We start from the raw sequence: 25519 nt of genomic DNA on the forward strand, positions 1-25519 counted from the left end.
GGCACGCCGCTGTTCGGCCGCAATCCGACCGCACTTGAGCGAAATTGCCCCATGTGCAGTCCCGGGGCTACAAAGGAGTTCTGGAGATGATCATCAAGAAGGCCATTCTGGCGGTGCTTATGACCGCAGCACTCGCCGGCTGCGCGCAAACCGAGGGCCAGCAACGGGCCGGAACCGGCGCGCTGATCGGCGGCGCCGGCGGCGCCCTCGTCGGCCAGGCCATCGGCGGCAACACCAAGAGCACGGTCATCGGCGCGGCCAGCGGAGCCCTGCTGGGTGCGGTGGTGGGTAGCGCGACCACCCCGCAGCGTCGCGGCGATGAGATGTGCCGCTACCAGGACCGTTACGGGCGTATCTACACAGCACCATGCGATGACCGTTACTACAACGGCAACTATTGAAGGGCGGTGTTCGCCGGCACTGACGCCCCGATAGACCTTGGCCGACGCTCGTCCGCGATATGGGTATGGCAGGCTACGTCCATCGGACTAATTGTGTCGGCCGCTAAACGCGCCGACACTCTAGTTATCCGAAGCCCAGTAGACGCCTGCTGACATTGCTATCGGACGCTTGCCGACACCTGTCTTCCCCCCGAAGCCCCGTCGACAGGCAAGGCGGATCCCGTCCCCGGATCCGCCTTTTTCATGTCCGCGCTATCGGCGCCCCTAAGCGGTGATGAAAGTGGGCTCACTGTCATTTTTTGCCCACTTGCCTGGACTACCTTGTCTTTGAGGCGGGCGCTTTGGAGGAGGTCGATGTGACGACGACAAGCCTTGCCGCCCTGAAAAACCAAAGCAAACGCGCCGTCAAACGGCTCATCGGCTACGATTCCCGAAACTGGCTGCGCATCCGCCAGATCGAGGCGTTCACCCTCTTCCTCGAGGCCGGCAACCGCAAAGCCTCCGACGTGATCGAGATCTCGCCCGGCTGGAACCGCTACTGGCGGGCGATGTGCCCCAACTACAGATCGGTCGACTTCCCCGGCTTCGACATCTGCAGCGACCGCACAGACGAGCAATATTCCATCGTCATCGCCGACCAGGTGCTGGAACATGTGCAGCGGCCGCTGGCGGCAGTGGCCAATATCCATGCCATGACCCGGCCCGGCGGCTGGGCGATGGTGGCGACGCCCTTTCTGTTTAGGGTCCACGCCAGGCCGCACGACTACAACCGATGGACGCCTGCCGGCCTGAAACAGCTGATGGTCGAGGGCGGCTTTCCCGAAGCCAATGTCAAGGTCCACGGTTGGGGCAACAAGGCCTGCGCAAGGGCCCATATCGGCGGCCCCGTCCGCGCCTATGGCCTGTGGCGGGATCTGAGCAACGACGAGGAATATCCGTTGATGGTCTGGGCGTTTGCCAAGAAGGCGTGATCGAGTACTGCCCACGTTGCGGAACAGAACCGTGTGCCTGACGTTGTGCGACATCGGCACGTCTGGAGAAACGGCATGGTGGCGCCACGCGCGGTCTGGAAGGGGTTTCTGAGGGTCGACTCGGTGGCATGCGGGGTGAAGATCGTTGGCGCCACAAGCGAGGCATCCAAGATCCACTTCAAGATTTTGAACCGCAAGGACGGCTTGCCCGTCAAGAGCGCCTATGTCGATGAAGAGACAGGCGACATCGTCGAAGCCGCGGATCAGATCAAAGGCTACGAGGCCGACAAGGGTGATTTCATACACGTGGAACCGGACGAGATCAAAAAACTGAAACTGACATCGCAGCATACACTCGATGTCGATTCCTTTGTCCCGGTTGCCGAGATCGACACACGTTATCTGGAGAAACCCTACTACCTGATCCCCGCAGACGGCGCCTCTGTGGAGGCCTTTGCCGTCCTGCGCGATGCGATGGCCAAGAAGCGCGTCGCGGCCCGCTCCTGCGTCGTGCTCTATCAGCGCGGGCGCGAAGTGCTGATACAGCCCCTTGGAAAGGGAATGCTGCTGACCGAGCTGCGCACCCACAATGAGATGACGTCGGAAGACACCGTCTTCGATGACGTGAAAAGCCCAAAGTACGATGCGGATTTGCTCGAAATCGCGGGGCTGCTCATCCACAAGAAGGCGACAAAGTTCGAGCCCTCGAAATTCAAGGACACCTACGAGGACGCGTTGATCGCCATGATCGACGCCAAGCGCAAGGGCAAAAAGCCCCCGAAACCGGTCCCGCAGCCCAAGGAGAACGTGATCGACCTAGCCTCGGTGCTTCGAAAGAGCCTTGCCAAGGAAGGCGTCAAGCAAGACCGGCCAACCGCCAAGAGCCGCAAATCAGCATAGTTAAAAAGCCAGCCGAGCCTTTCGACCCCAATCGCGAAGCCATCTTCCGATAGCCTGAAGTCCGGCACATCGAAACCGACCTCGCGAGTTGGCATAAGGCAGGAGAACTCGTTTGGGCCAAATGTACTGCGACATGGAGGCACCGACCGTCCGATGTTTCGGGCACGGTTCGCTCGACTCGCGCTCAGGATGGTGCTTTGCTGTCTTGCTTGCGAGGCAAGGAATCGTATGGCAAGGCTGGGTCGGTTCATACTCTGGCTGTTGATCGCCCCAGGCGACATTATCTCAGATCGGCTCGGTGTTACGAAAGAACAAAACCGCGACCTTGTTCGCATGCTCTTCAACTCGCTTTTCTGGATTTTAATCGTGATCATCGGCTTGGCGATCTGGACGTCACGGATGCCGGCTTTCAGATAGGCAAGATGGGCACTACCGCGTTGCGACGAGATATGGTCGCTCGCCAATGCTGAACATCACGAAACTGCCGCGAGGTGCCGGCACATTCGCAGGAAAAAACTCTCCGATATCGAGCTGGATGATGCCATAAAACCGACCTCCGGCCCACAATGCGCTGACCACGATTATCGAGCACGGAGAGCAGTTGGAGATTGTACGCCACAACACGCAGTCGGCGACGTCGGCAAGGGTGAGTTCGGCACCTATTTCATCGGCTACGCCCGTTCGCCGCGCAGAATAGAGCAAACGCTGGAGAACATGTTCATTGGCGGGCCGCAAGGCAACTACGACCGGTTGCTGGACTTCAGCCGCGCAGTCACCGGTACTTTGTTCTTCATACCGTCGGCGACATTCCTGGAGAGCGTTGCGACGGGGCAAGCGGTGATTGATCGCTGGCCCGAGTCCGTCGGGCCGACCTATTCGGAGGCGTCGCCCTTTGGTTCGCCAGACCATACGAGAGAATACGAAAGAAACGGCTTGGCGAACCAGCTGCTGATATATTTATTTTCGATAGGAACGACGACCCTACGCGTCTAAATAACTCTTGTTTATCAGTTCGTTACCAAGCGGCTTGCCCAAATTGATTCAAGAGGCTGATCCGGCCATCCGCTGACATTACTTAACTTATACCGAATGGCAGTTTTGCGCCTCATCTCGGTCATTCACGACGGCTCCGTTGCTGCGACACTTCAACCTGAGCGCACCACCCTCCGTACACCGCCCCTTCACTGGGGCGAGTCCGCATTGTGGAAATTGGGTGGCCAGACCAATGAGTATCAACAGCGTGTTCCGGGCGATTTTCCAGGCGGCCTCGACATGCGGCCGCGCTGCAGCCTCCCAGCAAAGATCGTTGTGGCCATCCTCCCGTTCACGCGCTTGCTCTATTTCGCCTCGGACCTCCTCTTCCTCTGGACGCCATATTGGCCGACGCTAAATCAGAGCAATGCGACGTTCAATGCTGGGCCTTATGGTCTTTCTCTTTTGCACCACCATGCTACAGGCCGAAGCCTGGCAGCCCTTCGGTGTCCGGCAGCTTGGCTTCACGTTCGATATCCCTCCCGGTTTCGTGCTGGCGCAGCAATCGGACCACGGAGCGGCTTTTGAGGGCCCAAGAGATGCGTTTCTGGCCGTTTGGGGCGCGCGACTGGGCAAAGCCAGCTTTCGTGCCGAGATCGCGCATCGCATGATCGAGGACGCAAAGGCCGGTTGGCGTCTGACCTATCGGCGCATAGCTCCAAGATGGGCGAGCTACTCCGGGATCAGGAATGGCGAGATTCGCTATGTCCGCGCGATATTGGTCTGCGACCAACGCGCGGCACTTTTCACCATGAATTATAGGAAATCGGAAAAGGAACCGTATGATCCTATTGTCGAGCGTATGGTGAGGTCCCTGAAGGCACAAGGCTGTTGATGAGGTTCCGGGTGGCCGGCACAAGCGCACCGCCACGGGATGGGCTCGTGATCGCCTATCGCTGGAATATCCGGCGCGTGCTCGGCGCGGGTGAGGGAACTTAAAATCCCCAGACGTGTTTCGCCCGGGCAAGCAAAAATCCGAAGGAAAAAGCATCCATGGGCGCCCAATCATCACGCGATTTTCCCCAGCCCAAGCCTCGCAAGGACAAGGCCAGGGACACGCAGGAGGCTGCCGCCAAGACCCCCGGACAAAACGAATGACTGGGATCGAGACCAGGTGCACGGTGATGGCGACACGATAGATTTGCAGCCGCGGCCGAAGGGCCAGCGCTAGAATCGCGTGCGGCCTTCACTGCAGCGGGAGGACCACTAGTGTGGGTCAGAGCACCGTTGGTGTCGGCAACACAGTGCCTAGGGGCGAACATCAGTTCCAAACGGGTTCGAACGCGATCTGCAAATTATGCCGCTGCGCCTCGGCGCGTGCAATGCGTCGGCCGATGGAACATCGTCAATGCCGCGGCCGTTAATGATCGGGGAGGCGGCCGCATGCACCTTGTCCAGATACTGCTTCCTCGTTCCGACAACGCCGGAGAGCCCTTCGCCAACGAGGACTTCGACCGTGTGAAGGAAGAACTCGCCAATACCTTCGAAGGTGTCACTGCGTATTTTCGAGCGCCCGCGGAAGGGGTGTGGAGGCAGGGCAAAGAGTCCGGCCTGGACGAGATCGTCATCTTCGAGGTGATGACGGAAGAGGTCGATCTTCCCGATTGGCGGAGGCGCCGAGCGGAGTTGGAGCGCCTGTTCCGGCAGGACATGGTGATCATCCGATACCTGCCCATGGCGTTGGTCTAAGCAGGCCTGAAAGGTCACGACGCGTCCGGGCCGATCTTGACAGCTTTTGGCGTCTTTAGCCCAAGCGGAACTGCTCTGCCACTCTTTCGCGCCAAACTCCAAGAGCGGCGCAACGACGTGTGGTCTTTAGGGAACGGCGCCTCAGCATCCGCAATGTCTCACCCGTGTACACCCAACTGCACAGCAAGCATTCCAAAGCCAATCGCGCGCGCGATGTTGGAACATCGCGGATGCTGGGACATTTGTGACGGATGCCGTTGCAAATGCAAGGGATGCCAAAAATGGGCAGCTTGCTCATGACTGTCTGGTGTCTGGTGAAAGAAAGCGTGGTCGGGTTCATCAACGACAATGCTCTCAGTCATGGCGCGGCAATGGCTTTCTATGCCACCACTTCTCTGGCGCCAATTTTGCTGATCGTCGTCGCCATTGCAGGCCTTGTTTTCGGTCACGACGCTGCACAATTGGCTTTATCCGCTCAGATTTCGGGCCTGATGGGCCCACAGAGCGCAAATATCCTCCAGGCAGCGCTGCAGAGCGCGTCAAGCCGGTTCTCCGGAAGCTGGGCTGCGGTGATCGGAATAGTCACCTTGTTGGTGGCTGCGTCGGGAGTCTTTGGCGAAATGCAGCAATCGCTGAATACGATATGGAAGGTTAAGCCTCAGGGAAGTTCGTTTTCACGCCTGGTCCGCGCCCGTGCCGCAAGCCTCGGCTTGGTGGCCGCGCTTGGCTTCATGTTGCTCGTCTCTCTGGTTGCGAGCGCAGCGATATCGGCAGTGGGAAACATCATCAACGCGCATCTGCCATTCGGCAAAATCGTCCTTAGTGTGATCAACGCGGTCGTTTCCTTCGTCCTGATCTCGGTGATGTTCGCCGCCATCTACAAGGTTCTACCCGACCGAACTCTCGAATGGCGCAATGTCCGGGTTGGGGCCGTTGTGACCGCGGCTCTGTTCACGCTCGGAAAATCCCTTATCGGCTGGTATATCGGTACCAGCGCAGTGGCATCCTCATATGGTGCCGCCGGTGGCCTGCTCGTGATCCTCCTTTGGGTTTACTACTCGTCGGAAATTTTCCTGCTCGGGGCCGAATTCACGCGCGCCTATTCGACACGGCAGCAGGTCCGACCTGAACGCATCGGCTGACAGTCCTCCGTCTGTCGCATTTCGCGCAGAGGCAGAGTCCAATTCGGCGGGGCGTTGTCGCCCTGCGGTGGCTGCGGGAGCGCAACGATGACCGCCCTTCATCTGATCGAGCAGGCCTTCGCCAAGATAAACGTCTAATTCCTCGTCAGAACCAAGTCACGAAGGCTGGCATTCGGGTCTTCGGTGATCCCCTTGGATCGTCCTTCCGACCGAGCCCAGTTGGTCTGAGCGTGGAGCAGTTCATCCTCACCAGGCCGCTCATAAAGCCAGAGGACGTGCGCAGCAATGCGCTCGCCGTGCTGCGAAGCGACCGGTGCGCCGCGCCCTTTGCATGCGGCTCACAAACCTCGGTTCCGAAAATCGACCCGGATACAACATACCTTCCGCTGTTCGAATACTACCGCGAGGTTTGATTACACCGGGTCACCGGAGCAACAATCACCTAGGACTGTCATCGCTTCGATCCTGTCACAAATTTGTCAGGCTCGACATCCTTGAGTACCTTCAAGGTGCTGAGAGCCCTCAACGGCATCACACAGTATTCCATGTCAACGTCATGGTGGAAAGCGTCGAGCCGATAGCCAATCGCGTGGGAGATCGAAGATCTTCCATTTCCCCAGAATCACCCGCGCCAACAAATGTCTAAGGAGACAATTTTCATGAAAGCGATCGTAGTGACGGACCAGGCTGCCGGAACGGCCGGGATGCAGCTCGTGCAGCGGGCCGAGCCGCAGGCGGCAATAAACGATGTCGTGGTTGAGGTTCATGCGGCGGGATTCGTCAACACCGAACTGGAGTGGCCTTCGACCTGGGCCGATCGAGCCTTCCGTGAGCGGACGCCGTCGATCCTCGGCCATGAGCTGGCCGGTGTGGTCACTGCGCTCGGCTACGGCCTCGCCGACTGGCATCGCGACGGCACGCTCGCCGAGTATGTCGCCATGGAGGCACGCGATCTCGCGCCGCTGCCCGGCGACGTCGACTTCACGATGGGTGCGAGCCTGCCGATCTCCGGCCTGACCGCGTGGCAGGGGCTGTTCCAGCATGGCCGCCTTCGGGCGGGGCAAAGCGTGCTCGCGCACGGCGCGGCCGGTGCCGTCGGTTCGATGGTGACGCAGCTTGCAAGGGAGGCCGGGGCCTATGTCATCGGCACCGGACGCGCCGCCGACCGCCAGAAGGCGCTCGACTTCGGCGCGAATGAATTCGTCGATCTCGACAACGACAAACTAGAGGAGGTTGGCGGCGTCGATCTGGTGTTCGACGTCATCGGCGGCGATATCCAGAAGCGGTCCGCAGCCCTGATCCGGGCCGGAGGAACGCTTGTGACAGTCGTCGGACCGACGGATATTCGACCTGCAGATGGCCTGACGGTTGACTTCGTCGTCGAGGCTGATCGCGGCCAGCTCTGGGAGATCGTTCAGCGCATCCGGGACGGACGACTGCGGACGAATATCGGCAAAGTCGCGACCCTCGACGAGGCGGTCGCCGCCTTCAGCTCGACCGAGCGGCGTGCGGGAAAACGGTCATCCGTGCTCGTCAGTGAGGGCTCGGGGGGGCAGGGTGGTTCCTCTCTCCCCAGTCAACATGAAGTCGGTACTGGAACGGCAGTTTCCTGCTCGGAATCAAAAGTCGAAAGTCCGCTCCCGGCCCCAAGCGGCCGCGCTCGTAGCGTTATGGTCAGTATGCATTGATTGACCTTCTTTGTGGATAGAACTGAGGCACCGCTCCGGTAAAAACTAGTCGTCTTCTTGGTCCTTTGGTTCGCCAGACCATACGAGAGAATACGAGAGATATGGGTTGGCGAACCAGCCGCTAACGTGCTGATTTTCTGTCGAAAACGTTGACCCTCAGAGACTAATATAATCGTTATTGGTCAAAGGGTTACGGAGCGGTTCGCCCGAATTGATTCAAGAAGCTGATCCAGCCGTTCGCTGACCGCATTTATCTTCTCCCGAATAGCAGCAATGCGCCTCATCACTCTCGTTCAGGCGGGCTACCATCTTTCCTGAAAGCTGCCGGTCCGTTCAGGATGGTCGCCGGCGGGCAACAGATTGTCGCGCTTCTTGTTTATGACACTGGAGACGCAAGGCTCCGCGGCGATCATCTATGCAGCTCGCTCGCTGCCCTGGATTCGATGCCGATCATCGGGTTTCGGCGCCGAAGCCGTGCACCGGAATTTCGGCCTGGCCGAAGGGTTGTTGACCGTCGGACTGCAGCGAACTGGCAACGGCCGCAGAAGCCCCATGTGTCTGTGGCTGATGTCCTGGCATTTGCCGATCGGCCAGAGTTCGAAAATCCGGTCTTCCAAAATCGATGACACAGGCCCTTTGGGGAAAGAGGGTGCACAAGCTGTGTTGGCAGTTTGAGAATTCGCCGATATGCCGCACAACGATAAATGCAACGCCGAGCCGGAACACGCCCGAGCAATGTCAGCTTCGCAGGAGGACAAGTAGCCGTGACGCAGAAGGGGATCACCTTGAGGGACGTTGCTGCCGCAGCCAATGTATCGCGCGCTACGGCCGCGCGGGCGCTCAACAGCTACGGTTATGTCGGCGATGAGACCGCACTTCGGGTGCTGGAGGCGGCTGAAAGACTGGGTTATCGGGCCAATCTCGTAGCGCAGGCCCTCCGCAGCGGTCAGTTGCCGATCGTCGGCTTCGTGCCCGGCGACATCCAGAATCCGTTCTTCGCGCGCATCGCTCACGACATCGAGGTGGAATTGCGCAAGCACCGGCACAACCTGCTGATCGCAAGCAGCGAAGAGAATATCGAACAGGAAAAGGAGCTGCTGGAGAGTCTGCGCTCACTGAGCATTCGCGGCTTCATCCTGGCGCCAACCTCAGCGACCGACAGCGAGCACATCGTGCGGCTGGTGCGTGACGGCGCACCGGTCGTGCTGATCGACCGCGTCGTCAAAGAGGTGCACTGCGACAGCGTCGGCGTCGACAACGAGGGCGGCGCGGGCGAGGCCGTGGATTACCTAGTCGCCAACGGTCACAAACGGATCGGGCTGTTGCGCGACGAATCCCGTATCTTCACCGCGCAGGAGCGTCTTGCCGGGTACCGGAACTCACTGCAGTCGCATGGCATCGCGCTGGATGAATCGCTGATCAGCGTGTCGCGCTCCACGGTCGAACATGCCGTCGAAGCCACCATCCGCCTGTTCAGCCGACGTAACCGTCCTACAGCGCTTTTCACGGTGGACAGCATGATGACCCAAGGCGCCCTTCTCGGCCTGCGCTCACTGGGGCTCGCAATCCCCAACGACGTGTCACTGGTCGGCTTCGACGACTTCAATCTCGCCACTTTCACCGATCCGCAGATCACCGTCGTAGCCCAGCCCATCTCCGAGATCGGACCGCTCGCGGCCAAGCTGCTGCTCGAACGGCTCGCCGGAAAGAAAGTTGCGCCGCGTCACATCCGGTTCCCGACGCGCCTCGTCATTCGTGGCTCGGTCGCACACCTGCGCTGACCGGCACAGAACTTCCGTTTCAGACATTTGCTCGCGGGGGGGCTTGCCAACCGCAAAAAGGCATGGCCATTATTTGGATGTGAGATCGATCTCACAACCTAACGGTTAATAAAGGCTGGCTGGACGCCTCGATTTTGGCGGCCCGGTAGGATTCCGCCGAATGCGAGTACAAGGAACAAAGACATGTTGAATTTCGATAGGGATCGCTTCGTAAGGATACAGAGCGGGGCCGTTTCCATAGCTGGCGAGGCGCGCACGCTCATGCGCGCGCTGCTTGCGGACGGCGTCGAGAGGCTGTTTTTCATGGGCACCGGCGGTGTGCAGCTTCTCACTCTGCCTGCGATCGAACTGGCGAAATGCTACTCCGCGTTCCCGGTGAGCGCCGAATATCCGGCACAGGTCGTGCTCGATCCGCCGGCCGGCCTCGACAACAAGGCTGCGGTCGTCATTCCCTCGCTGTCAGGCACGACCAAGGAAGGCGTGGAGCTCATGGCGTTCCTGAAAAGGCGTGGCGTGCGAACGATCTCGCTCACCGGTCATTCGGACACCCCGATCGCACAGGAAGCAGACCACAATTTCACGAACTTCGCCGAAGACGACACCTCATCGGAATCATTCTACCTGCAGACGCTGCTGATCGTCCTGGCACTGCTGGCGGAGCGCGGCGAATATGACAATTTCGACGCTAGTGTCGCGGAACTTCAGCTTCTTCCCGGCCTTCTTGCCGATGCGAAGGCCGCCTTCGAGGACAAAGCCGCCGAACTGGCCGCGACAATCAAGGACGAGACCTACCACATCTTTACCGGCGCCGGCTCGGTGTGGCCGGAAGCCAACTATTACGGCATGTGCATCCTTGAAGAGATGCAGTGGATCCGGACCCGCCCAGTGCATGCCGCCGACTTTTTCCACGGCACGCTCGAACTCGTCGAGCCGGGCGTCAGCGTCTTCGTGTTCAAGGGCGAGGATCGCCTTCGCCCACTGGCCGACCGGGTCGAGAATTTCGCCAGGCGCTACACGGACCGCGTCCGTACGCTGGATGCTGCTTCGGTCCAGCTGCCGGGCATCTCCCAAGAGGTGCGCGGCATGATCTCGCCGGTACTGCTCGCCACCCTGCTCGAGCGACTGAGCGCGCATCTCGAAGTGCTGCGCAATCACCCGCTGACCACCCGTCGCTACTACAAACGCGTTGAATACTGATCCCCTCTCACCTTTGAAGGAGCTGCTTATGAAACGTTCGCTGCAAGTCGTGACGGTCACAGTGGCCGCGGTATCATCATTCGGTTTTTCGATCGGCGGCAGTTCCGCCGCCTCAGTTGCGGTCGCGGCCGATCCCAGCGCCAAGGTGGAGTACACCGGCACACTCTCGGTGCTGACCAAGTTCGGGCTGCAGCAACTGTCGCCTTACTTCGTCAACGTGGCGCAGCAATACGAAAAGCTCCATCCGGGCGTGAAGGTCGAACTCATCCAGGAGAGCGACGACAGCGTGAAGGGCAAGACCAAGACCCTGGTCGCTTCGAACTCGCTGCCCGATGTCTATTTCTCCTGGACGGGCAGTTGGGGCGGCAATTTCGTGCGGGGCAATCGCGCCGTCGACCTGAGCGCCGTCATCGGTCCCCATACCGAGTGGGGCAAGACGCTTTCTCCCGCGGCCGTCAAAGCGTTCCAATACAATGGCAAGTTCTATGGCATCCCGCTTTACCAAGACGCCAAGTTCGTGGGTTACAACAAGCAGATATTCGGCAAGCTCGGCCTGAAGGCGCCAGCCAGCTTCGAGGAATTGCTGACCAGTTGCGACGCCATCCGCAAGTCCGGCGCGACACCGATTTCGTTCGGTAACAAGGAGGCCTGGCCGGCGATCCACTTTGCGGGCCAGCTGCTCGCCTACAATGTGCCGCAGGCAACGCTGGAACGCGACTTCGATCCGACCACGGCTGAATATACCGATCCGGGCTATGTCGCGGCGCTCAAGCAGTTCAGTCAGCTTGTCGAGCGTTGCACTGACGGCGCTGGCGTCAACGGCACATCCTATGCCTCGGCTCTCCAGGCGTTCACCAACGGGCAGTCGGCCATGTACTATCAAGAGATCATCGAGTTCGATCAGGCCGCCACGTCGGATTCGGCGCTCAAGCCCGCCGATTTCGGCTTTTTCAGGCTGCCCGTACCGGCTGGCGCCAAGGGTGACCTCAAGTCGATCGAGGGCGCGCCGGAAGGCTACATGATCAGCGCGGCGTCGAAGAACATCCCGTTGGCGATCGACTTCATGAAATTCGTTACCTCGAAGGAAAACGCGCAAATCCTGTCAGCGCCACCTTATGGCCAGCCGAGCGCGACCATCGGCGGCGCCTCGGAAAAGAATATGAGCGCGGCTGTGGTCGACGGTCTCAAGGACATCAACGCGGCCTCGTACCTCATGCCCTGGCTGGACACGGCCAATCCGCCGCGCGTCGCCGCCGTCTGGCTGTCCAGCCTGCAGGCACTGGCGGGCGGTTCGATGACGCCCGAGCAAGTGATGGGCGAGGTGCGCAAGGCCGCATCCGCAGCCAAATAAGCGGACCATGGCCAGGACATCGGACACAATAGAGAGCGGCGCCGTGGTTCACGGCGCTGCCAGATCGCAGAGGCCAAGAAGCCTGCGGGTGCGCTTCGGCAACCTGTTGTCGTTTCGATGGGCGGCAGCGGCACTGATCCTCATCGGCTGGTTCGTCTACTATCCGATCGTTGACAACTTTATCGTCAGCACGACCGATCAGGATATCTATACCGGTGAAGTGACCAATGTCGGCCTCGCCAATTACGACCGGCTTCTGCACGACCCCGTCGTGCTGGTCGCGCTCTGGAACAATTGCCTCTACGCCGTCATCTCCGTCGTGTTCCAGGTCTTCGGCGCGTTCCTGCTGGCGGCGATCATCGAGGATCTAAGGAGCGAACGCTGGCGCCGTCTGTGGCGCGCCCTGTACTTCGTGCCTTCGGCCATATCGATCACCGTGACCGGCCTGCTGTTCTACTTCATCTACCAGCCGCAGATCGGTCTGCTGGATGCGGTTCTGAGCCGCGCAGGTCTCAGCCAGTTCGTCATGCCCTGGCTCGGCAACGAGCACACCGCCATCTACGCCATCATTGCCATGAGCCAATGGCAGGGCTTCGGCTACTCGACGCTGCTGTTTGCCATCGCCATTCAAAAAATCCCGCGCGACCTCTACGACGCAGCCACAATTGATGGCGCCGGCCCGCTTCGCCGCTTGTGGAGCATCACCTTTCCACTGACCCGGGAAATGACCGGGCTGATGATCATCGTCACCATCACCGGCGCTTTCCAGGTCTTCAACGAGGTCATGGTGATGACCGCCGGCGGGCCCAACAACAGCAGCCAGGTGCTGGGCACATGGCTCTACCAGAAGGCGTTCATCGAGGACAATTTCGGCTACGGCGCGGCGATTGCGGCCGTCATTTTCGTGCTGACCATGCTCACCGGCGCGGCACAGCTCTGGTACACGAAGCGCCGCAGGGTGCAGCTATGAGTGCGACGGTCGCAGTCGGGCGGGCCCGGCATGTCAATCTATGGTCAGTCATTGCCAGGACATCGCTCTATTCATTCCTCGTCTGTCTCGGCGTCGTCGTCATCTATCCACTGATCTGGATGGCGCTTAGCGGCTTCAAGGATAATGCGCAGATCTTCGGCGATCCCTTCGCCCTGCCTGCCCATTGGTCGTGGAACAATTATGTGCAGGCCTGGAACCAGGGCGTTCGCGGCTATGTAACCGTCTCCGTCCTGGTGACTGTCGCCTCCGCCATATGCACCGTTCTCATCAGCGCCTGGACCGCTTTCGGACTGACCCGGACCAGGATGCCCGCAAAACCGTTGGTCGTCGCCATTGTGCTAGGCGGGTTGATGCTCAGTCCCACCGTGGCAATCATTCCCTTGGTGAAGATGCTGCAGGCGCTCGGGCTCTACAACACCTACTGGGCGCTGATCATTCTATACACCGCGTTCCGGGTGCCGTTCACAACCTTTCTCATCCGCGCCTACATGCTGGATCTACCCAGCGATCTCGACGAGGCGGCGACGATGGACGGCGCCAGCGAGGGCCAGATATTCTGGCGCATAACCCTGCCATTGTGCCGCCCGATCATCATCTCGTGCGTCATCCTGCATGTCCTGTTCGCCTGGAACGAATATCTGTTCGCCATGATCTTCACGAGCGGCAGCGACGTGCAGACGCTGCCCGTCGGCCTCACGTCGATCATGGCAACGCACGGGACTAACTATGCCGTGGTGTTCGCCGCCATGACGATCTCGGCCCTGCCCATCGTAATCGTGTTCTTTGCCGCGCAGCGCTACTTCATTCGTGGGCTGTCCGAAGGCATCGGCAAGTAGCCATTCCCGAAAGGAGCCTTCATGCCGCAGCTTGCATTCCATCAGCTGATCGGAGCCAATTTCAGCTTCCAGCACTTTCCGTTCGAACGGGTAGCCAAGCTGATCCGCGACTTCGGCATGAAAGAGATCGAATTATGGGGCATTGCCCAGCACCTCGACCTCTTCCACGCCACCGACGCGCGCATCGATTCTGTCCGCCGGGTGCTCGCCGATAACGGCCTGTCTGCCTGGTGCTTCACTCCTGAGCAGGTGCTGTATCCGATCAACATCGCTTCGGGCGACCCGGATCTGCGCCGTGACAGCATCAAGCGGTTCTGCCATGCCGCTGATATCTGCGCAGCGCTGGGCGCGCGCTATCTGTTCCTGACGCCCGGTCGGGGCTACGAGGACGAAGCCACGAATTCGGTGTGGGATCGCTCGGTGGAGGCACTTGGCGCGATAGCCGGACATGCCGACGACGTCGGTGTGCGCTGCCTGCTTGAGCCGTTGCAGCGCTTCGAGAGCAACATCGTCAACGACGCGGCGGGTCTGCGCCGAATGCTGGACGCGTTGGGCGCGGAAAACATCGACATCGTGCTGGATTGCGTGGCCATGGCCACCGCCGGCGACACCGTAGCCGGGTATGTCGATCTGTTCGGCGCACGGCTGGCACACGTCCATCTTGTCGACGGCACACCAGGCGGGCATCTGGTGTGGGGCGACGGGACGCTGCCGCTCGGCGACTATGTCAGCGAACTGGCGCGCCTCGGCTATGCGGGAAAGCTCAGCTTCGAGCCCTTTGGCAACGGCTCCTACGCACTGGATCCGGTAAGGGCCTGGACACGCTGCCTCGACGCGATAGAGCCCTATCTAAATCGCGCAACGGTGCCAGCATGACTCCGCCGAATCTGGTGGCAGTCGGCGACAATTGTCTGGACGCCTACCTCACCAACGGCCTGCTCACGGTCGGCGGCAACGCGCTCAACGTCGCCGCGCAATGGCGACGCAATGGCTGGGCAGCAAGGTATTTCGGCGCCGTCGGCGAGGATCCAGAGGGCGAGGTGGTGCTTTCCGAGCTTAGCGGCGTCGGCCTGTCGCCGGACGATGTCGAACGCCGCCCTGGTGACACGGCCGTCACCTTGCTTCGCGACGAATCCGGCGACCGGAAGTTCCTGCACGAATCCTTCGGAGTTGGTGAAAACTACATGCCGACGCCGGAGCACTATGCGGTTGTCGCCGCCGCTGACTGGGTGCATCTCGGCACCAACGCCAACAAGGACCTCCTTCGCCGATTGGTCGCGGATGATGTCCCGTTCAGCATCGACGTCTCGACGGCGCACCTGGCGCTGCCGCTCGAGGGCGTGCCGCTGCTCTTCGCCTCCGGTCCAGATGAGGTCGATCGACCGGTCGAGCCGTTGCTCACCGCGCTCAGGGCCGCTGGTGCAAGGCAGGTTGTCGTGACCTGCGGGCGGCGCGGCTCCTATTTCGACGACGGCCAGGCTGTCGTGCATGCGCCGGCCAAGATTGTCGACGTGGTCGACACATGCGGCGCCGGCGACAGTTTCATCGCGACATTCCTGACCGCGTTCCGGTTCGAAGGTCTGCGGCCAGCCGAAGCGCTGCACGCCGCCGCGGTGGCGGCGGCGCGGACCTGCACGCATCTCGGCGGGTTTCCGCAGAAGCCGCGTCCCATACCGGACTGGCTGCCAACCAAATACGCCAGATTCATCATCGACGCCTTGGGAGCTTGACCGTGACGACTTTTCGTTTGCGCCAGCCGGCGGTAGCGCTCCCTTCCGACCGCTCGTTCTGGCTGCAGGATATCGGCGCCGACGCGGTCACCGAGCCGTTACAGGGGAATCAGCGCGCCGAAGTGCTGATCGTCGGTGGCGGTTACACCGGTTTGTGGACGGCGCTGCGTATCCGCGAGCTTGCTCCGGAAACACGGGTCGTCGTGCTTGAGGCCGACCTCTGCGGTTCGGGCGCTTCGGGGCGCAACGGCGGCCAGGTCCACTCGTGGTTCGCTGAACTCGATCACATCAGCGCCGTCGTCGGCCTCGAAGAGGCGCGGCAGCTCTGCGCCGATACCGTGGCGTCGATTGCGGAGCTGAAAACTCTTCAACGAGACGGTACGATCGACATGGATCTACGGCTGGATGGATGGTTGTGGACGGCGAGCTCGATTGCCCAGGAAGGCGCCTGGGACAAGGCCGTCGGCATGGCGGCGGCGGTCGGAGAAAACCGTTTCAAGCCGATGATGGCCGAGGAGATGGAACGCAGGACCGGTTCGTCTGCCTCCTATGTGGGCGTCGTGGAGACCAATGCAGGCACGGTCCATCCAGCCAAGCTGGCAGTCGGATTGCGAGATCTGGCGTTGGCACGCGGCGTGACCATTCACGAGCGCAGCCCCGTCCTCGACATTGAACCCGGAAGGATATGCAAGGCACGCACCGCGCAGGGCACAGTCCAAGCGGAGAAGGTCGTGCTTGCCGCCAACGCATGGCTCTCGGCTTTGCCGGAACTGCGACGTCATCTCTACGTCGTCGGCAGCGAGGTCATCGCCACCGCGGCCGTGCCCGAACTGCTCGACAGCATTGGCTGGCGCGACGGCGCATCGATCTGCGATGCGCAGGCGCAGGTACTGTATTATCAACGCACCAGCCCGGGCAGGGTGGTCTTCGGTCGCGGCAGCGGTACCGTTGCCTTCAGGGGGAATTTCGGCGCCAGCTTCAATCGCAGCCCGCAGCACGGCCGCGACAATGTGCGAGAGCTGCACCGGGTCTATCCATCGCTGCGTGGCGTGGCGGTCGAGTATGACTGGTCAGGTCCAATCGACTGTGTGCCCGAACACGTTCCGGTGTTCGATCATCTGCGCGGATATCCCAACATCTTCTACGGTATGGGGTTCAACGGAACCGGCATCGCGCAGACGCCGATTGGCGGACGCATCCTGGCCAGCCTGGTGCTGGAGCGAAAGGATCGCTGGAGCGCCAGCGGTCTGGTCGGCATCGAGCGACGCATGTCGCTGCCGCCCGAGCCATTCCGCTACCTCGGCGCCAAGCTCGTCCGCGGCGCGGTGCGCCGCAAGAACGAAGCCGAGATCCACAACCGCAAGGCGGACCGGATCACCAATCTGATGGCTGGGCTGAAGCCGGGCCGCCGGAAGAAATAGGCGGCGGCCAAAGCGTCTTGTCCGTGACGCTGCCGAGGAGGACACGATGGCCGACCTGCGCTTGATGCAAGTCACGAAAACTTCACGACAATGCCGCCGAAGCGTCGCTGTAGCTCCGATCGTTGGCGCGGCGCGGCAAAAAAGAAGCTGGCCTGGGTTTCTTTCCAATCGCTACAAAAGGGCTTGATCGCCTCGCCGATATGTGTACCTAATTCGATATGAGATCGATCTCATGTGGCGCTCTCAAGTTAACTCTTTCTCTACTGGGGAGCATTGTTTGAATGAGGATGAACAGGGAGGTTTAGGTGAGGAAATTGATCACGTGGCTGGCGCTGGCCACCACCACGCTTGCGTTAGCGTCTGCGGCGTCGGCGGGTGAAACCATGGACCGGGTTACCTCGAAGAAGGCGATGGTCGTCGCCACAAACAGCGGCTGGCCGCCGCAGAGTTTCCTCGACGACAGCAATCAGTTGGTCGGCTTCGACATTGATGTCTCAAAGGAGATCGCAAGGCGCCTCGGTGTCGAGGTCAGTTTCGACACGCCGGACTGGGCGACGATGACAGGCGGCCATTGGCAGGGGCGCTACGATCTGGGGGTCGGCTCGGTAACGCCGACCAAGGCGCGGGCCAAGGTAATCGATTTCGAAGGCGTCTATTATTACAGCCCCTACGTTTATGTGGTTCACAAGGACAGCCCGGCCAAATCGGTCGTCGACCTGAACGGTAAGATCATTGGCGTCGAGACTGCCACCACGTCGGAGGATTTCATCCGCAGACAGCTCGAGATTGATGCCCCCGGCCTGCCGCCCATCGAATACAAGCTGGAGCCCGGTGAGATCAGGACTTTCGCAGATTCAATGCTGCCGTTCGATGATTTGAGGCTCGGCGACGGCGTGCGCCTCAACGCGGTCATCGCACCAGAACAGACAGCTCAGAACGCGATAAAGAACGGTTACCCGTTGCGTATTCTGGAGGGCGGCTATGCCTTCCGTGAGCCACTGGTGGTGATCGCGGAAAAAGGTGATGCCGAGTGGAATGCCAAGATCGGCGGCATTCTCGACGAGATGAAGAAGGACGGTACCCTCACGAAGCTGACCACAAAGTGGTACGGCAAGGATTACAGCGCCGACTGAGGAGCGTCGTGGACGAAGCGTGAGCGGGATGCATTTCAATTGACATCCCGCGCCATCTCTTTTGTTTCAGCCGCATTTCAACGAAACCGGGCGGCTCCGCCTGACCGCAAAACGCTCTAGTGCCGCCACCTCATCATGCCAATCATGACATATCCTGACACTTATTACCGGCGCACGCTTGTCGACAACACCATCAGACCGCCGTTGCGCGACGTTTCCGAGTGCGAAACAGTCGTTGTCGGCGGCGGATTGGCCGGCCTGACGACGGCGTTGCAGCTGGCTCGCGCCGGCCAGCAGGTCGTCGTGCTTGAGGCGCAACGCATCGGCTTTGGCGCTTCCGGTCGCAATGGGGGCTTCGTCAATCCCGGTTTCGCCACCGGCACCGACAGCATCGCCGCGATGGCCGGCGTGGACGCGGCACAAAAACTGCACCGCTTGTCCATCGAAGGCGTCGATTTCGTGCGGAAGACGATCCGTGATCTCGACATCAAGGCGGCGGAGCCGCGCTCCGGTATGTTGAGCGTGCTTCGCCATGATGGCGGCGCCGCGCTCAAGGCATATGCCGAGCAACTGGCGCGGGATTTCAACTATCGGCTCGACTATCTCGAGCGCGAAAAGGTGCGAACGGTGCTGCATTCCGAGCGCTATCATCAAGGCCTGCGCGACCCCAACGCCTTCCACATGCATCCACTCAACTATCTGCGCGCTGTCGCGGTCGAGATCGAACGGCTGGGTGGCAGGATCCACGAGAGATCCGGGGCCGTTGAAGCCAACCTTGACGGCGCGGAAAAGATCGTGCGCACCGACGGCGGTGACGTGCGCGCCCGCCAGGCCGTATTTGCCACCGGTGGCTACACGGGGCCACTGGTCGGCCGCCTGAAGCGGGCATTCCTGCCTATCGCCACTTACGTCATGGTGAGCGAGGATGCGCCTGACCTGATCGCCGAGGCGATTACGACAACCGACGCCGTTGGCGACAACCGTCGCGCTGGCGATTATTACCGCATTGTCGAAGACGGCAGACGGCTGCTCTGGGGCGGGCGCATCACCACGCGGGCAGCCTCACCTAGCGTGTTGGCGAGGCAATTGCGCCGCGAGATGGTCACCACCTATCCGCAGCTCGAAAAGCTCAAGACCGAACTCGCCTGGTCCGGGCTCATGTCTTATGCCCGTCACCTGATGCCCCAAATCGGCGCGTTGCAGCCGGGCGTCTGGTACCTCACGGCTTTTGGTGGCCATGGCATCAACACCACGGCAATTGCCGGCAAGCTGATCGCCGAAGCCATATTGGGAGAATCGGACCGCTACCGGCTGTTCGCACCATTTGGGCTTGCCTGGGCGGGCGGACCGGCTGGACTTGCAGTCGCGCAACTTACCTATTGGAAGCTGCAGGCACAGGATTGGTGGCGCGAGCGCGCCCGCTGACCACAGGGAGATTGAGGACGTGATCGGCCGACTGTTGCTCAACCACCCGGACGCGGCGCGCCGTGTTGGCGTGTTCTTCGTGCTCGCCACCATCGCCGCCGGCTTGTACGGGCTCGGCATCAAAGGCAGTTGGCTGGGGAAGCTTGTTCCGGGGGCAGTCGGGTGGCTCGCCGCCAACCCTGAGGTCGGGCGGGCGGTCTCGGCGGTGCTGATTGCATCGATCGTGGCGGCGAACTGGAACGCGTTGCGGTATCTCAGCCGCAAACAGCAGATTGTGGCGGTGTGGATAGAGCTGTTCGTGCTGTTAATGCTGTTTTTCTACTCCTTCGACCTGTCGTTCGCGTTCATCGCCAAAAAGATTGGCTTCCTCGTCTCGAAGGGCGTAGTGACAACCCTCTACATTTCGGCCATTTCGATCGCGATCGCCACCCTCATCGCCTTCGTGGGCGCCATCGCCAAACTTTCCCGCAACGGCGTGGTCTATGGCTTGGCAACCTTCTATACCTCTCTATTTCGTGGCTTGCCGCTGCTGATGCAGATCTACATTATCTATCTCGGCCTGCCGCAGATTGGCTACGTGATAGGCGCCGTGCCGGCCGGCATCATGGCGCTATCGCTCTGCTACGGCGCGTACATGACCGAGATTTTCCGTGCCGGCATCGAAAGCATCTCGCGCGGCCAGACCGAGGGTGCTACGGCACTCGGCCTTAGCGCCAACCAGACGATGTTCCTGGTCATCCTGCCGCAGGCGATGCGTGTCATCGTGCCGCCGACCGGCAACCAGTTCATTGCGATGTTGAAGGATTCTTCGCTGGTCTCCGTGGTCGGGGTGTGGGAGATCATGTACCTCGCACGCACACAGGGCCAGACCGAGTTTCGCCACATCGAGATGCTCATCACCGCCTCGATGATCTATTGGCTGCTCTCGATGGGACTCGAGTTCCTGCAGTCGCGGATCGAGGACCGGTTCGGGCGCTCACTCAAGCGCTGATCCTCGTCCTCCATGATTTCGCCAAAGCGAGTAGCGTAGTCGTCACCCGCAGGTTGAAGAAGCTGGTAGCTGCCAACCAGGTCATCACCAAGGTGGTCGGCACCGAGCCGCTTTCCCATCGCAAGGGCTATGCTCTGGAAGATTGATGACGTGTCGCTCGAATGCCGCCCTGTTTGGAGAGGGCGACATGCATGGGGCTTGCTAGACTATCCGAGAGAATGAGTGGTGACGGACTTTTCGAGATGCTTGGGCGCCTCGTCGGAGGCTGAGGGTGCAAATCGTCCGATTGGTCCCCGATCGTTGGTGAAAACACAAAATGTTTATTGCAGCGATTTTCCCTTTGAAACCAAAAGAATGACTGGGAGTGACGGGGAGTACAGTGGAATGCTTATCCAAGTATCTTACCGAATACGAGTTCTTTAAAATCTAATAAGGGACCGTCACTCTTTTCGGCGCGCATCCGCAATAGAGTTCCCTCCCAACTATTTAATATGAAGCGGGCCAGCGACGATGCAGTGAATTGACGGTCAATCGCCCCCTGGTCCTGCGCTTCTGAAATGCAATTCTCAATTACGCCGGTCCAGGCATCGAAGTGCTTAGCCAAGCGCTCGCGTATCAATGAGCTGTGATCTGCAGCCTCGGCGCTGAAATTGCCCATCAAGCAGCCACGGACATAGTTAGAGGCCCTGAAGCTCTCGATCCTGTCGTCAAAAAAAGCCTCCAACCGGGCGAGTGGCGCGATCTTCGGATTACAAAGGAACTCGCGGAGCTTGATCTGGCCGCGCTCAGAATATCCATCGATCACCTCGGCTCCAAACGCCTCCTTGCTGGCAAAGTAGGTGTAGAACGACCCTTTGGGCGTGCCGGCTCCCTCGACGATGCTCTGTATACCAGTCGCGGCATATCCCTCGGCGTGAATCATCCGGATGCCCGCGGCGACGAGATTGTGCCGGGTGTCAGGCTTCGGCTTCGGGCCCCGTCGGGCTGGATGAGATTTCATGAAAAACCCCTTGACTAATTAAAGACGACCGGTCATCTGGTATTTATTGCCGTTCAAACGCGCATGTCAACAGGGACGTTGCTGCCGGTCCGTCAAGACATGCTGCGCGGTTGAGAGAGCGAGTATTGCGCCGATGGCGAAAGCTGCCGTTAGGAAGACCGGACATGGTTCGCAAAATTGACGTGACGGTGCCTGCGGAAGGTGGAATCGACCTCGGTGCTTGGCTGTTCGTGCCCGAAGGCGCTGGCGCTCGCGCGGCCATTACGATGGCCCACGGCTTTGCCGGGACCAGGGAGCACGGCATCGAGCTGTTCGCCCAAGCCTTTGCCGCGGCGGGGTTTGTCGTTCTGGTCCATGATCATCGCAATTTCGGGACGAGTGGGGGAGATCTTCGAGGGGACATCGATCCGTGGCGGCAAGTCGCGGACTGGCGTCGCGCAATCCCCTATCTCGAGGCGCGACCGGAAGTCGATCCAACGCGCATCGGCTTGTGGGGCACGAGCTATGCCGGCGGACACGCTCTGGTGCTGGGCGCCACAGATCGACGTCTCCGCTGTATCGTTGCGCAAGTTCCGACGATCAGCGGCTATGAGCAGGGATTGCGACGAATCTCGCCCGACGCTCTGCCAACGTTGGAGCACGCCTTCGACGACGATGAGCGGGCGCAGTTGCGAGGAGAGGCGCCTCGCCGACAGGCCATTGTGAGCGCCGACCCTTCGGTACCGGCCGCCTACCGGTCTCCGGACGCCATTGATTTTTATCTTCAGTCTCTTCCCGCAGGCCTTTGGGAAAACGAGATCACGCTGCGCTCGACACGGGCGGCGCGCATGTACGAACCCGGCAATTGGATTGCCCGCGTTTCGCCGACGCCGTTGATGATGATTGTCGCGCGCGACGACCGGATGACCGTGACCGATCTGGCGCTTGCTGCTTATGAGCGCGCGCAGGAACCCAAACGGCTCGCCTTGATAGCGGGCGGTCATTTCGACCCTTATCTGGACCAGTTTTCGCTCGCCGAAGGCGCCGCAACAGAGTGGTTTTGCGAGCATCTCGGTAACCCGCTTCGACGCGCCAGGGTCGTTCACCGGTCGTAAATATTCATGTCAATCCAAATGAGCCGAGTGAGATTATGACAAATGCCAAGCATTCCACCGCGATCAACGCGGCCGACGTCGAGGAAATTCGGGCTCTGTTCTTGCGCCAAGCCGCGGGCGAGGCCGCCCATGATATTGAGGTGATCGAGGCTGTTCTTGCGCGACCACTGCCGGGGCAGCCGGATCCCGTCAACTTCGTGGCCCGGGCCTATCGCTTCTGGGGGCGCGAGGCGGTCATCGATCACTTCCGTACCGTCTTCACCGGGACTTGGCGCTTCGAGCCAGACGAGGAAGCAATCCGGGTCGTGCCGCTCGGCCCCGACGTCGCGCATATCTATGCGCCGACGCGCATCACCGCGGGTCCGGCTGGCCAGGAAGCGGTGACCTACACGTTTCTGGTCAACGAGTTCGCGATCCGCACCCCCGAAGGCTGGCGCATCTCGGCCATCGTTCCCGTCCCGGCGCAGTGACTGGCATCACCGATATCAAGCATGAGGCGCTCACTATGACCCATCTGACCTGCACCATCGACCATCATGTCGCAATCATCACACTCGACAACGCTCCGCAGAACCGCATCGGGGACCAGATGGTCGAAGAGCTCGCTGTCGCGATGGCGCGTATCGCAAGCAGCGAAGCCAGGGCTGCACTGCTGTGCGCGGCGGGGCCCGACTTCAGCTTTGGCGGCGACATCTTACCCTGGCCGGAGCGCAGCCGCTCGGAGCTCCGGGCGACCTTCGAGCGCTACATGGACGTATTCAACCAGTTCGAACGTCTGCCGTTGCCCGTCTTGGCGGCCGTGCAGGGACTTTGCTTCGGAGGTGGGCTTGAGCTCGCCTTGCGCGCCGACATGATATTCGCGTCGAGCTCGGCCCGGTTTGGCCATCCCGAGCAGACGCTGGGCATCGTGACTTTGCTCGGCGGTATCTACCGCGTTGCGGAACGGGCCGGGCGCGCGCGCGCATTGGAATGGGCACTCACGTCCGAGCAGATCTCCGCCGCAGCCATGGAGCACGCCGGCGTCGTCAACAAAGTTTTTCCTGACGCGGACCTGCTCGCGGAGTCGCGCGCCTTCGTGGAAAAACTCGCTATGGGGCCGACCCGCGCCTACGCGGCGCACAAGGTGTTGCTTTGCGCCTGGGCGAATGGCGGGGTCGCGGCGGCCGACGAAATAATGTTCGACATCGCAAGGCCGGTTTTCGATACGCGGGACGCAACCGGCGGCATTGCATCGGCCGTGGATGCGATGAAAGCGGGGAGGCCGCGACCGTCCTTTCCTTTCGAAGGCCAGTAGAGACGTTCGCAGGAGCGAGCGAACCTTGCCGGCGATCGCCGGCAAGGTACGCTTCATCAGCGAAGTGACTGTGAATCACACAAGGGATTACTGAAATGCGCAAGACGCTCTTTGCCGCTGTCGGTCTGATAGCCCTCGCCAGTGAATCTGTCTCCGCCGCACCGGCCGATTATAAAGATCCTCTCGACCCGTCCACCCTGACGATCATTAGGTCACAGTTCACCAAGGTCATGGAGCTGGCTAATCGACATGATGTGAACGCTCTGCACGAGATGTTTTGGCAATCGCCGTCGGCCGTTATTGTCGCAAAGAGCGCGAATCCGTCGTCAGAAGGGAATTGGGCGGGCTTTTGGGGCAACGAGGCAATCGATCAAAAACTCCACGCTATCGCTGCATCCGGGCCGGTCGTGCTTCAGCCGGACCTTTCAAAGCTCAAGGTCGTTGGCCTGACGCATGACGTGGCGGAATCCTATGCGCCGATAACCATTACGGTTTCATACGCGGGTCAGGACGGCACGCCGAAGCCGTTTCTGATGATCATGAACTGGATAAAGGTAGGAAAGAAATGGAAGATCGCCTCCGAAGTGATCCTGCCGGTCCCACCAGCGCCTGCCGTGAAGGAGTGAACCGGATGATGAACAGGCGAACCTTCTCTGCCACCATGGTTGCCGGCGCAGCCGCCTCGCTGGTCGCCAGCCGTGGCCTGGCCGCAATTCCCGTTCCTGCGAAGGCGCGCAATGTCGTCCTTGTCCATGGGCTATTCGCCGACGGCTCATGCTGGTCCGAGGTCATCGCGCGCTTGCAGGCGGCCGGGCTTAACGCCACTTCCGTGCAAAATCCCCTGACGACGCTCCCGGAAGCAGTGGCGTCAGCACAGCGCGTGCTGGATCGGCAGGACGGCCCGACCGTGCTCGTTGGGCATTCATTCTCCGGAATGATCGTGACGGAAGCCGGGGTTCATCCGAACGTCTCGGCCCTTGTCTATGTGGCGGCGCGGGCGCCGGATGCCGGTGAGGACTATACGGCTCTGGCGAAGACTTTTCCGACGCCCCCGGCATCCGCCGGCATCGTCTATGACGGCGATGAGGGGCGTCTCAGCGAGACGGCGTTCCTGCGTGACTTCGCTGGCGACCTGCCGGAAGCGAAGGCCAGGATTCTCTATGCTGTCCAGCAGCCGTTCCAAAAGGCCCTGCTGACGGGAAAGACCATGCACGCGGCCTGGCGGTCGAAGCCGAGTTTCTATGCCGTTTCGACGGAAGATCGGACGATCAATCCCGATCTCGAACGCTTCATGGCCAAGCGCATGGGTGCCAAGACAATCGAACTCAAGGCGAGTCATCTCTCACTGATCTCTCATCCAGACGAGATAACCCAGCTCATTCTGAAAGCCGCAGGACAACCCGGATAACCGGGCTGTGTGAGAGACATCTCCGAGCCAGCGATGATCGATCG

24 protein-coding genes and 2 pseudogenes are annotated in these 25519 nt (G+C 60.6%); 25 read left to right on the forward strand and 1 reads right to left on the reverse strand.

Going from position 1 to position 25519, the window contains the following annotated elements; translation table 11 throughout:
* Window positions 1-86: 86 nt before the first annotated feature.
* The 20 genes and pseudogenes from AC0NIH_RS20370 to AC0NIH_RS20465 all read left to right on the forward strand — a co-directional run bounded on the left by AC0NIH_RS20370 (window position 87) and on the right by AC0NIH_RS20465 (window position 20679).
* On the forward strand, window positions 87-401 hold the full coding sequence (locus AC0NIH_RS20370; RefSeq protein ID WP_224687901.1) for a YMGG-like glycine zipper-containing protein: 315 nt from the start codon (window positions 87-89) through the stop codon (window positions 399-401).
* 356 nt (window positions 402-757) lie between these two features.
* Window positions 758-1372 (forward strand): class I SAM-dependent methyltransferase, encoded by a 615-nt coding sequence (locus AC0NIH_RS20375; protein ID WP_473467529.1) that lies wholly within the window; start codon window positions 758-760, stop codon window positions 1370-1372.
* Window positions 1373-1447: 75 nt separating this feature from the next.
* Window positions 1448-2272 carry a non-homologous end joining protein Ku gene (gene ku, locus AC0NIH_RS20380; protein ID WP_473467532.1) on the forward strand — a complete coding sequence of 275 codons (825 nt, stop codon included), beginning with the start codon at window positions 1448-1450 and terminating at the stop codon, window positions 2270-2272.
* A gap of 531 nt (window positions 2273-2803) precedes the next feature.
* The gene (locus tag AC0NIH_RS20385; RefSeq protein WP_474025269.1) at window positions 2804-3265 is read left to right on the forward strand and encodes a Dyp-type peroxidase; all 462 of its coding nucleotides are present in this window, start codon (window positions 2804-2806) and stop codon (window positions 3263-3265) included.
* 418 nt (window positions 3266-3683) lie between these two features.
* Window positions 3684-4139, forward strand: a complete 456-nt coding sequence (locus AC0NIH_RS20390) for a hypothetical protein (RefSeq protein WP_473467535.1) — start codon at window positions 3684-3686, stop codon at window positions 4137-4139.
* 548 nt (window positions 4140-4687) lie between these two features.
* Window positions 4688-4993, forward strand: a complete 306-nt coding sequence (locus AC0NIH_RS20395) for a hypothetical protein (protein ID WP_473467537.1) — start codon at window positions 4688-4690, stop codon at window positions 4991-4993.
* 281 nt (window positions 4994-5274) lie between these two features.
* Entirely contained in the window at window positions 5275-6135 is an 861-nt protein-coding gene (locus AC0NIH_RS20400) for a YihY/virulence factor BrkB family protein (RefSeq protein ID WP_224687906.1), read from the forward strand.
* A 659-nt stretch (window positions 6136-6794) separates the two neighbouring features.
* Window positions 6795-7652, forward strand: a pseudogene (locus tag AC0NIH_RS20405) (NADP-dependent oxidoreductase); the annotation flags it as partial.
* Window positions 7653-8213: 561 nt separating this feature from the next.
* Window positions 8214-8449 (forward strand): annotated as a pseudogene (locus AC0NIH_RS20410) (hypothetical protein); the annotation flags it as partial.
* Window positions 8450-8587: 138 nt separating this feature from the next.
* A complete protein-coding gene (locus AC0NIH_RS20415) occupies window positions 8588-9604 on the forward strand; it encodes a LacI family DNA-binding transcriptional regulator (protein ID WP_023780832.1) in 1017 nt (338 codons plus the stop codon).
* Between the two features lie 183 nt (window positions 9605-9787).
* Window positions 9788-10801: an SIS domain-containing protein gene (locus tag AC0NIH_RS20420; RefSeq protein WP_473469513.1), complete on the forward strand. Its 1014-nt coding sequence runs from the start codon at window positions 9788-9790 to the stop codon at window positions 10799-10801.
* Between the two features lie 28 nt (window positions 10802-10829).
* Window positions 10830-12152, forward strand: coding sequence for an ABC transporter substrate-binding protein (locus tag AC0NIH_RS20425; protein ID WP_023780834.1), 1323 nt, complete (start codon window positions 10830-10832; stop codon window positions 12150-12152).
* A 7-nt stretch (window positions 12153-12159) separates the two neighbouring features.
* A complete protein-coding gene (locus AC0NIH_RS20430; protein WP_473469515.1) occupies window positions 12160-13122 on the forward strand; it encodes a carbohydrate ABC transporter permease in 963 nt (320 codons plus the stop codon).
* The gene (locus AC0NIH_RS20435; protein WP_023766288.1) at window positions 13119-13979 is read left to right on the forward strand and encodes a carbohydrate ABC transporter permease; all 861 of its coding nucleotides are present in this window, start codon (window positions 13119-13121) and stop codon (window positions 13977-13979) included. Before AC0NIH_RS20430 ends, AC0NIH_RS20435 begins: the two co-directional genes overlap by 4 nt.
* Window positions 13980-14000: 21 nt before the next feature.
* On the forward strand, window positions 14001-14855 hold the full coding sequence (locus AC0NIH_RS20440; RefSeq protein WP_473469517.1) for a sugar phosphate isomerase/epimerase family protein: 855 nt from the start codon (window positions 14001-14003) through the stop codon (window positions 14853-14855).
* Window positions 14852-15709, forward strand: coding sequence for a PfkB family carbohydrate kinase (locus AC0NIH_RS20445; protein WP_023780837.1), 858 nt, complete (start codon window positions 14852-14854; stop codon window positions 15707-15709). The genes AC0NIH_RS20440 and AC0NIH_RS20445 overlap by 4 nt, the downstream gene beginning before the upstream one ends.
* A gap of 2 nt (window positions 15710-15711) precedes the next feature.
* A complete protein-coding gene (locus AC0NIH_RS20450; protein ID WP_473469530.1) occupies window positions 15712-17130 on the forward strand; it encodes an NAD(P)/FAD-dependent oxidoreductase in 1419 nt (472 codons plus the stop codon).
* Window positions 17131-17435: 305 nt separating this feature from the next.
* Window positions 17436-18263 (forward strand): transporter substrate-binding domain-containing protein, encoded by an 828-nt coding sequence (locus AC0NIH_RS20455; protein WP_031250745.1) that lies wholly within the window; start codon window positions 17436-17438, stop codon window positions 18261-18263.
* Between the two features lie 144 nt (window positions 18264-18407).
* A complete protein-coding gene (locus AC0NIH_RS20460; RefSeq protein WP_287389279.1) occupies window positions 18408-19688 on the forward strand; it encodes an NAD(P)/FAD-dependent oxidoreductase in 1281 nt (426 codons plus the stop codon).
* 19 nt (window positions 19689-19707) lie between these two features.
* Window positions 19708-20679 (forward strand): amino acid ABC transporter permease, encoded by a 972-nt coding sequence (locus tag AC0NIH_RS20465; RefSeq protein ID WP_473469520.1) that lies wholly within the window; start codon window positions 19708-19710, stop codon window positions 20677-20679.
* 388 nt (window positions 20680-21067) lie between these two features.
* Here the strand turns inward: AC0NIH_RS20465 and AC0NIH_RS20470 are convergent, their stop codons facing one another.
* Window positions 21068-21679 carry a TetR/AcrR family transcriptional regulator gene (locus tag AC0NIH_RS20470; protein WP_287389282.1) on the reverse strand — a complete coding sequence of 204 codons (612 nt, stop codon included), beginning with the start codon at window positions 21677-21679 and terminating at the stop codon, window positions 21068-21070.
* 164 nt (window positions 21680-21843) lie between these two features.
* Between AC0NIH_RS20470 and AC0NIH_RS20475 the strand changes: the two genes are divergently transcribed.
* The 5 genes from AC0NIH_RS20475 to AC0NIH_RS20495 all read left to right on the forward strand — a co-directional run bounded on the left by AC0NIH_RS20475 (window position 21844) and on the right by AC0NIH_RS20495 (window position 25475).
* Window positions 21844-22773 (forward strand): alpha/beta hydrolase, encoded by a 930-nt coding sequence (locus AC0NIH_RS20475; RefSeq protein WP_473469522.1) that lies wholly within the window; start codon window positions 21844-21846, stop codon window positions 22771-22773.
* A gap of 35 nt (window positions 22774-22808) precedes the next feature.
* Entirely contained in the window at window positions 22809-23243 is a 435-nt protein-coding gene (locus AC0NIH_RS20480; RefSeq protein ID WP_473469524.1) for a YybH family protein, read from the forward strand.
* 35 nt (window positions 23244-23278) lie between these two features.
* A complete protein-coding gene (locus AC0NIH_RS20485; RefSeq protein WP_473469526.1) occupies window positions 23279-24067 on the forward strand; it encodes an enoyl-CoA hydratase/isomerase family protein in 789 nt (262 codons plus the stop codon).
* A 95-nt stretch (window positions 24068-24162) separates the two neighbouring features.
* Entirely contained in the window at window positions 24163-24693 is a 531-nt protein-coding gene (locus AC0NIH_RS20490; protein ID WP_473469528.1) for a nuclear transport factor 2 family protein, read from the forward strand.
* Window positions 24694-24698: 5 nt separating this feature from the next.
* On the forward strand, window positions 24699-25475 hold the full coding sequence (locus AC0NIH_RS20495; protein ID WP_031250747.1) for an alpha/beta fold hydrolase: 777 nt from the start codon (window positions 24699-24701) through the stop codon (window positions 25473-25475).
* The last annotated feature ends 44 nt before the right edge of the window (window positions 25476-25519 follow it).

The organism is Mesorhizobium sp. WSM1386 (assembly GCF_055901595.1).

Coding starts and splice junctions, on each gene's coding strand:
- AC0NIH_RS20370 (WP_224687901.1), top strand. CDS start 87: ATGATCATCAAGAAGGCCATTCTGGCGGTGCTTATGACCGCAGCACTC.
- ku (WP_473467532.1), top strand. CDS start 1,448: ATGGTGGCGCCACGCGCGGTCTGGAAGGGGTTTCTGAGGGTCGACTCG.
- AC0NIH_RS20390 (WP_473467535.1), top strand. CDS start 3,684: ATGCTGGGCCTTATGGTCTTTCTCTTTTGCACCACCATGCTACAGGCC.
- AC0NIH_RS20395 (WP_473467537.1), top strand. CDS start 4,688: ATGCACCTTGTCCAGATACTGCTTCCTCGTTCCGACAACGCCGGAGAG.
- AC0NIH_RS20400 (WP_224687906.1), top strand. CDS start 5,275: ATGGGCAGCTTGCTCATGACTGTCTGGTGTCTGGTGAAAGAAAGCGTG.
- AC0NIH_RS20420 (WP_473469513.1), top strand. CDS start 9,788: ATGTTGAATTTCGATAGGGATCGCTTCGTAAGGATACAGAGCGGGGCC.
- AC0NIH_RS20425 (WP_023780834.1), top strand. CDS start 10,830: ATGAAACGTTCGCTGCAAGTCGTGACGGTCACAGTGGCCGCGGTATCA.
- AC0NIH_RS20430 (WP_473469515.1), top strand. CDS start 12,160: ATGGCCAGGACATCGGACACAATAGAGAGCGGCGCCGTGGTTCACGGC.
- AC0NIH_RS20435 (WP_023766288.1), top strand. CDS start 13,119: ATGAGTGCGACGGTCGCAGTCGGGCGGGCCCGGCATGTCAATCTATGG.
- AC0NIH_RS20440 (WP_473469517.1), top strand. CDS start 14,001: ATGCCGCAGCTTGCATTCCATCAGCTGATCGGAGCCAATTTCAGCTTC.
- AC0NIH_RS20445 (WP_023780837.1), top strand. CDS start 14,852: ATGACTCCGCCGAATCTGGTGGCAGTCGGCGACAATTGTCTGGACGCC.
- AC0NIH_RS20460 (WP_287389279.1), top strand. CDS start 18,408: ATGACATATCCTGACACTTATTACCGGCGCACGCTTGTCGACAACACC.
- AC0NIH_RS20470 (WP_287389282.1), bottom strand. CDS start 21,679: ATGAAATCTCATCCAGCCCGACGGGGCCCGAAGCCGAAGCCTGACACC.
- AC0NIH_RS20475 (WP_473469522.1), top strand. CDS start 21,844: ATGGTTCGCAAAATTGACGTGACGGTGCCTGCGGAAGGTGGAATCGAC.
- AC0NIH_RS20480 (WP_473469524.1), top strand. CDS start 22,809: ATGACAAATGCCAAGCATTCCACCGCGATCAACGCGGCCGACGTCGAG.
- AC0NIH_RS20485 (WP_473469526.1), top strand. CDS start 23,279: ATGACCCATCTGACCTGCACCATCGACCATCATGTCGCAATCATCACA.
- AC0NIH_RS20490 (WP_473469528.1), top strand. CDS start 24,163: ATGCGCAAGACGCTCTTTGCCGCTGTCGGTCTGATAGCCCTCGCCAGT.
- AC0NIH_RS20495 (WP_031250747.1), top strand. CDS start 24,699: ATGATGAACAGGCGAACCTTCTCTGCCACCATGGTTGCCGGCGCAGCC.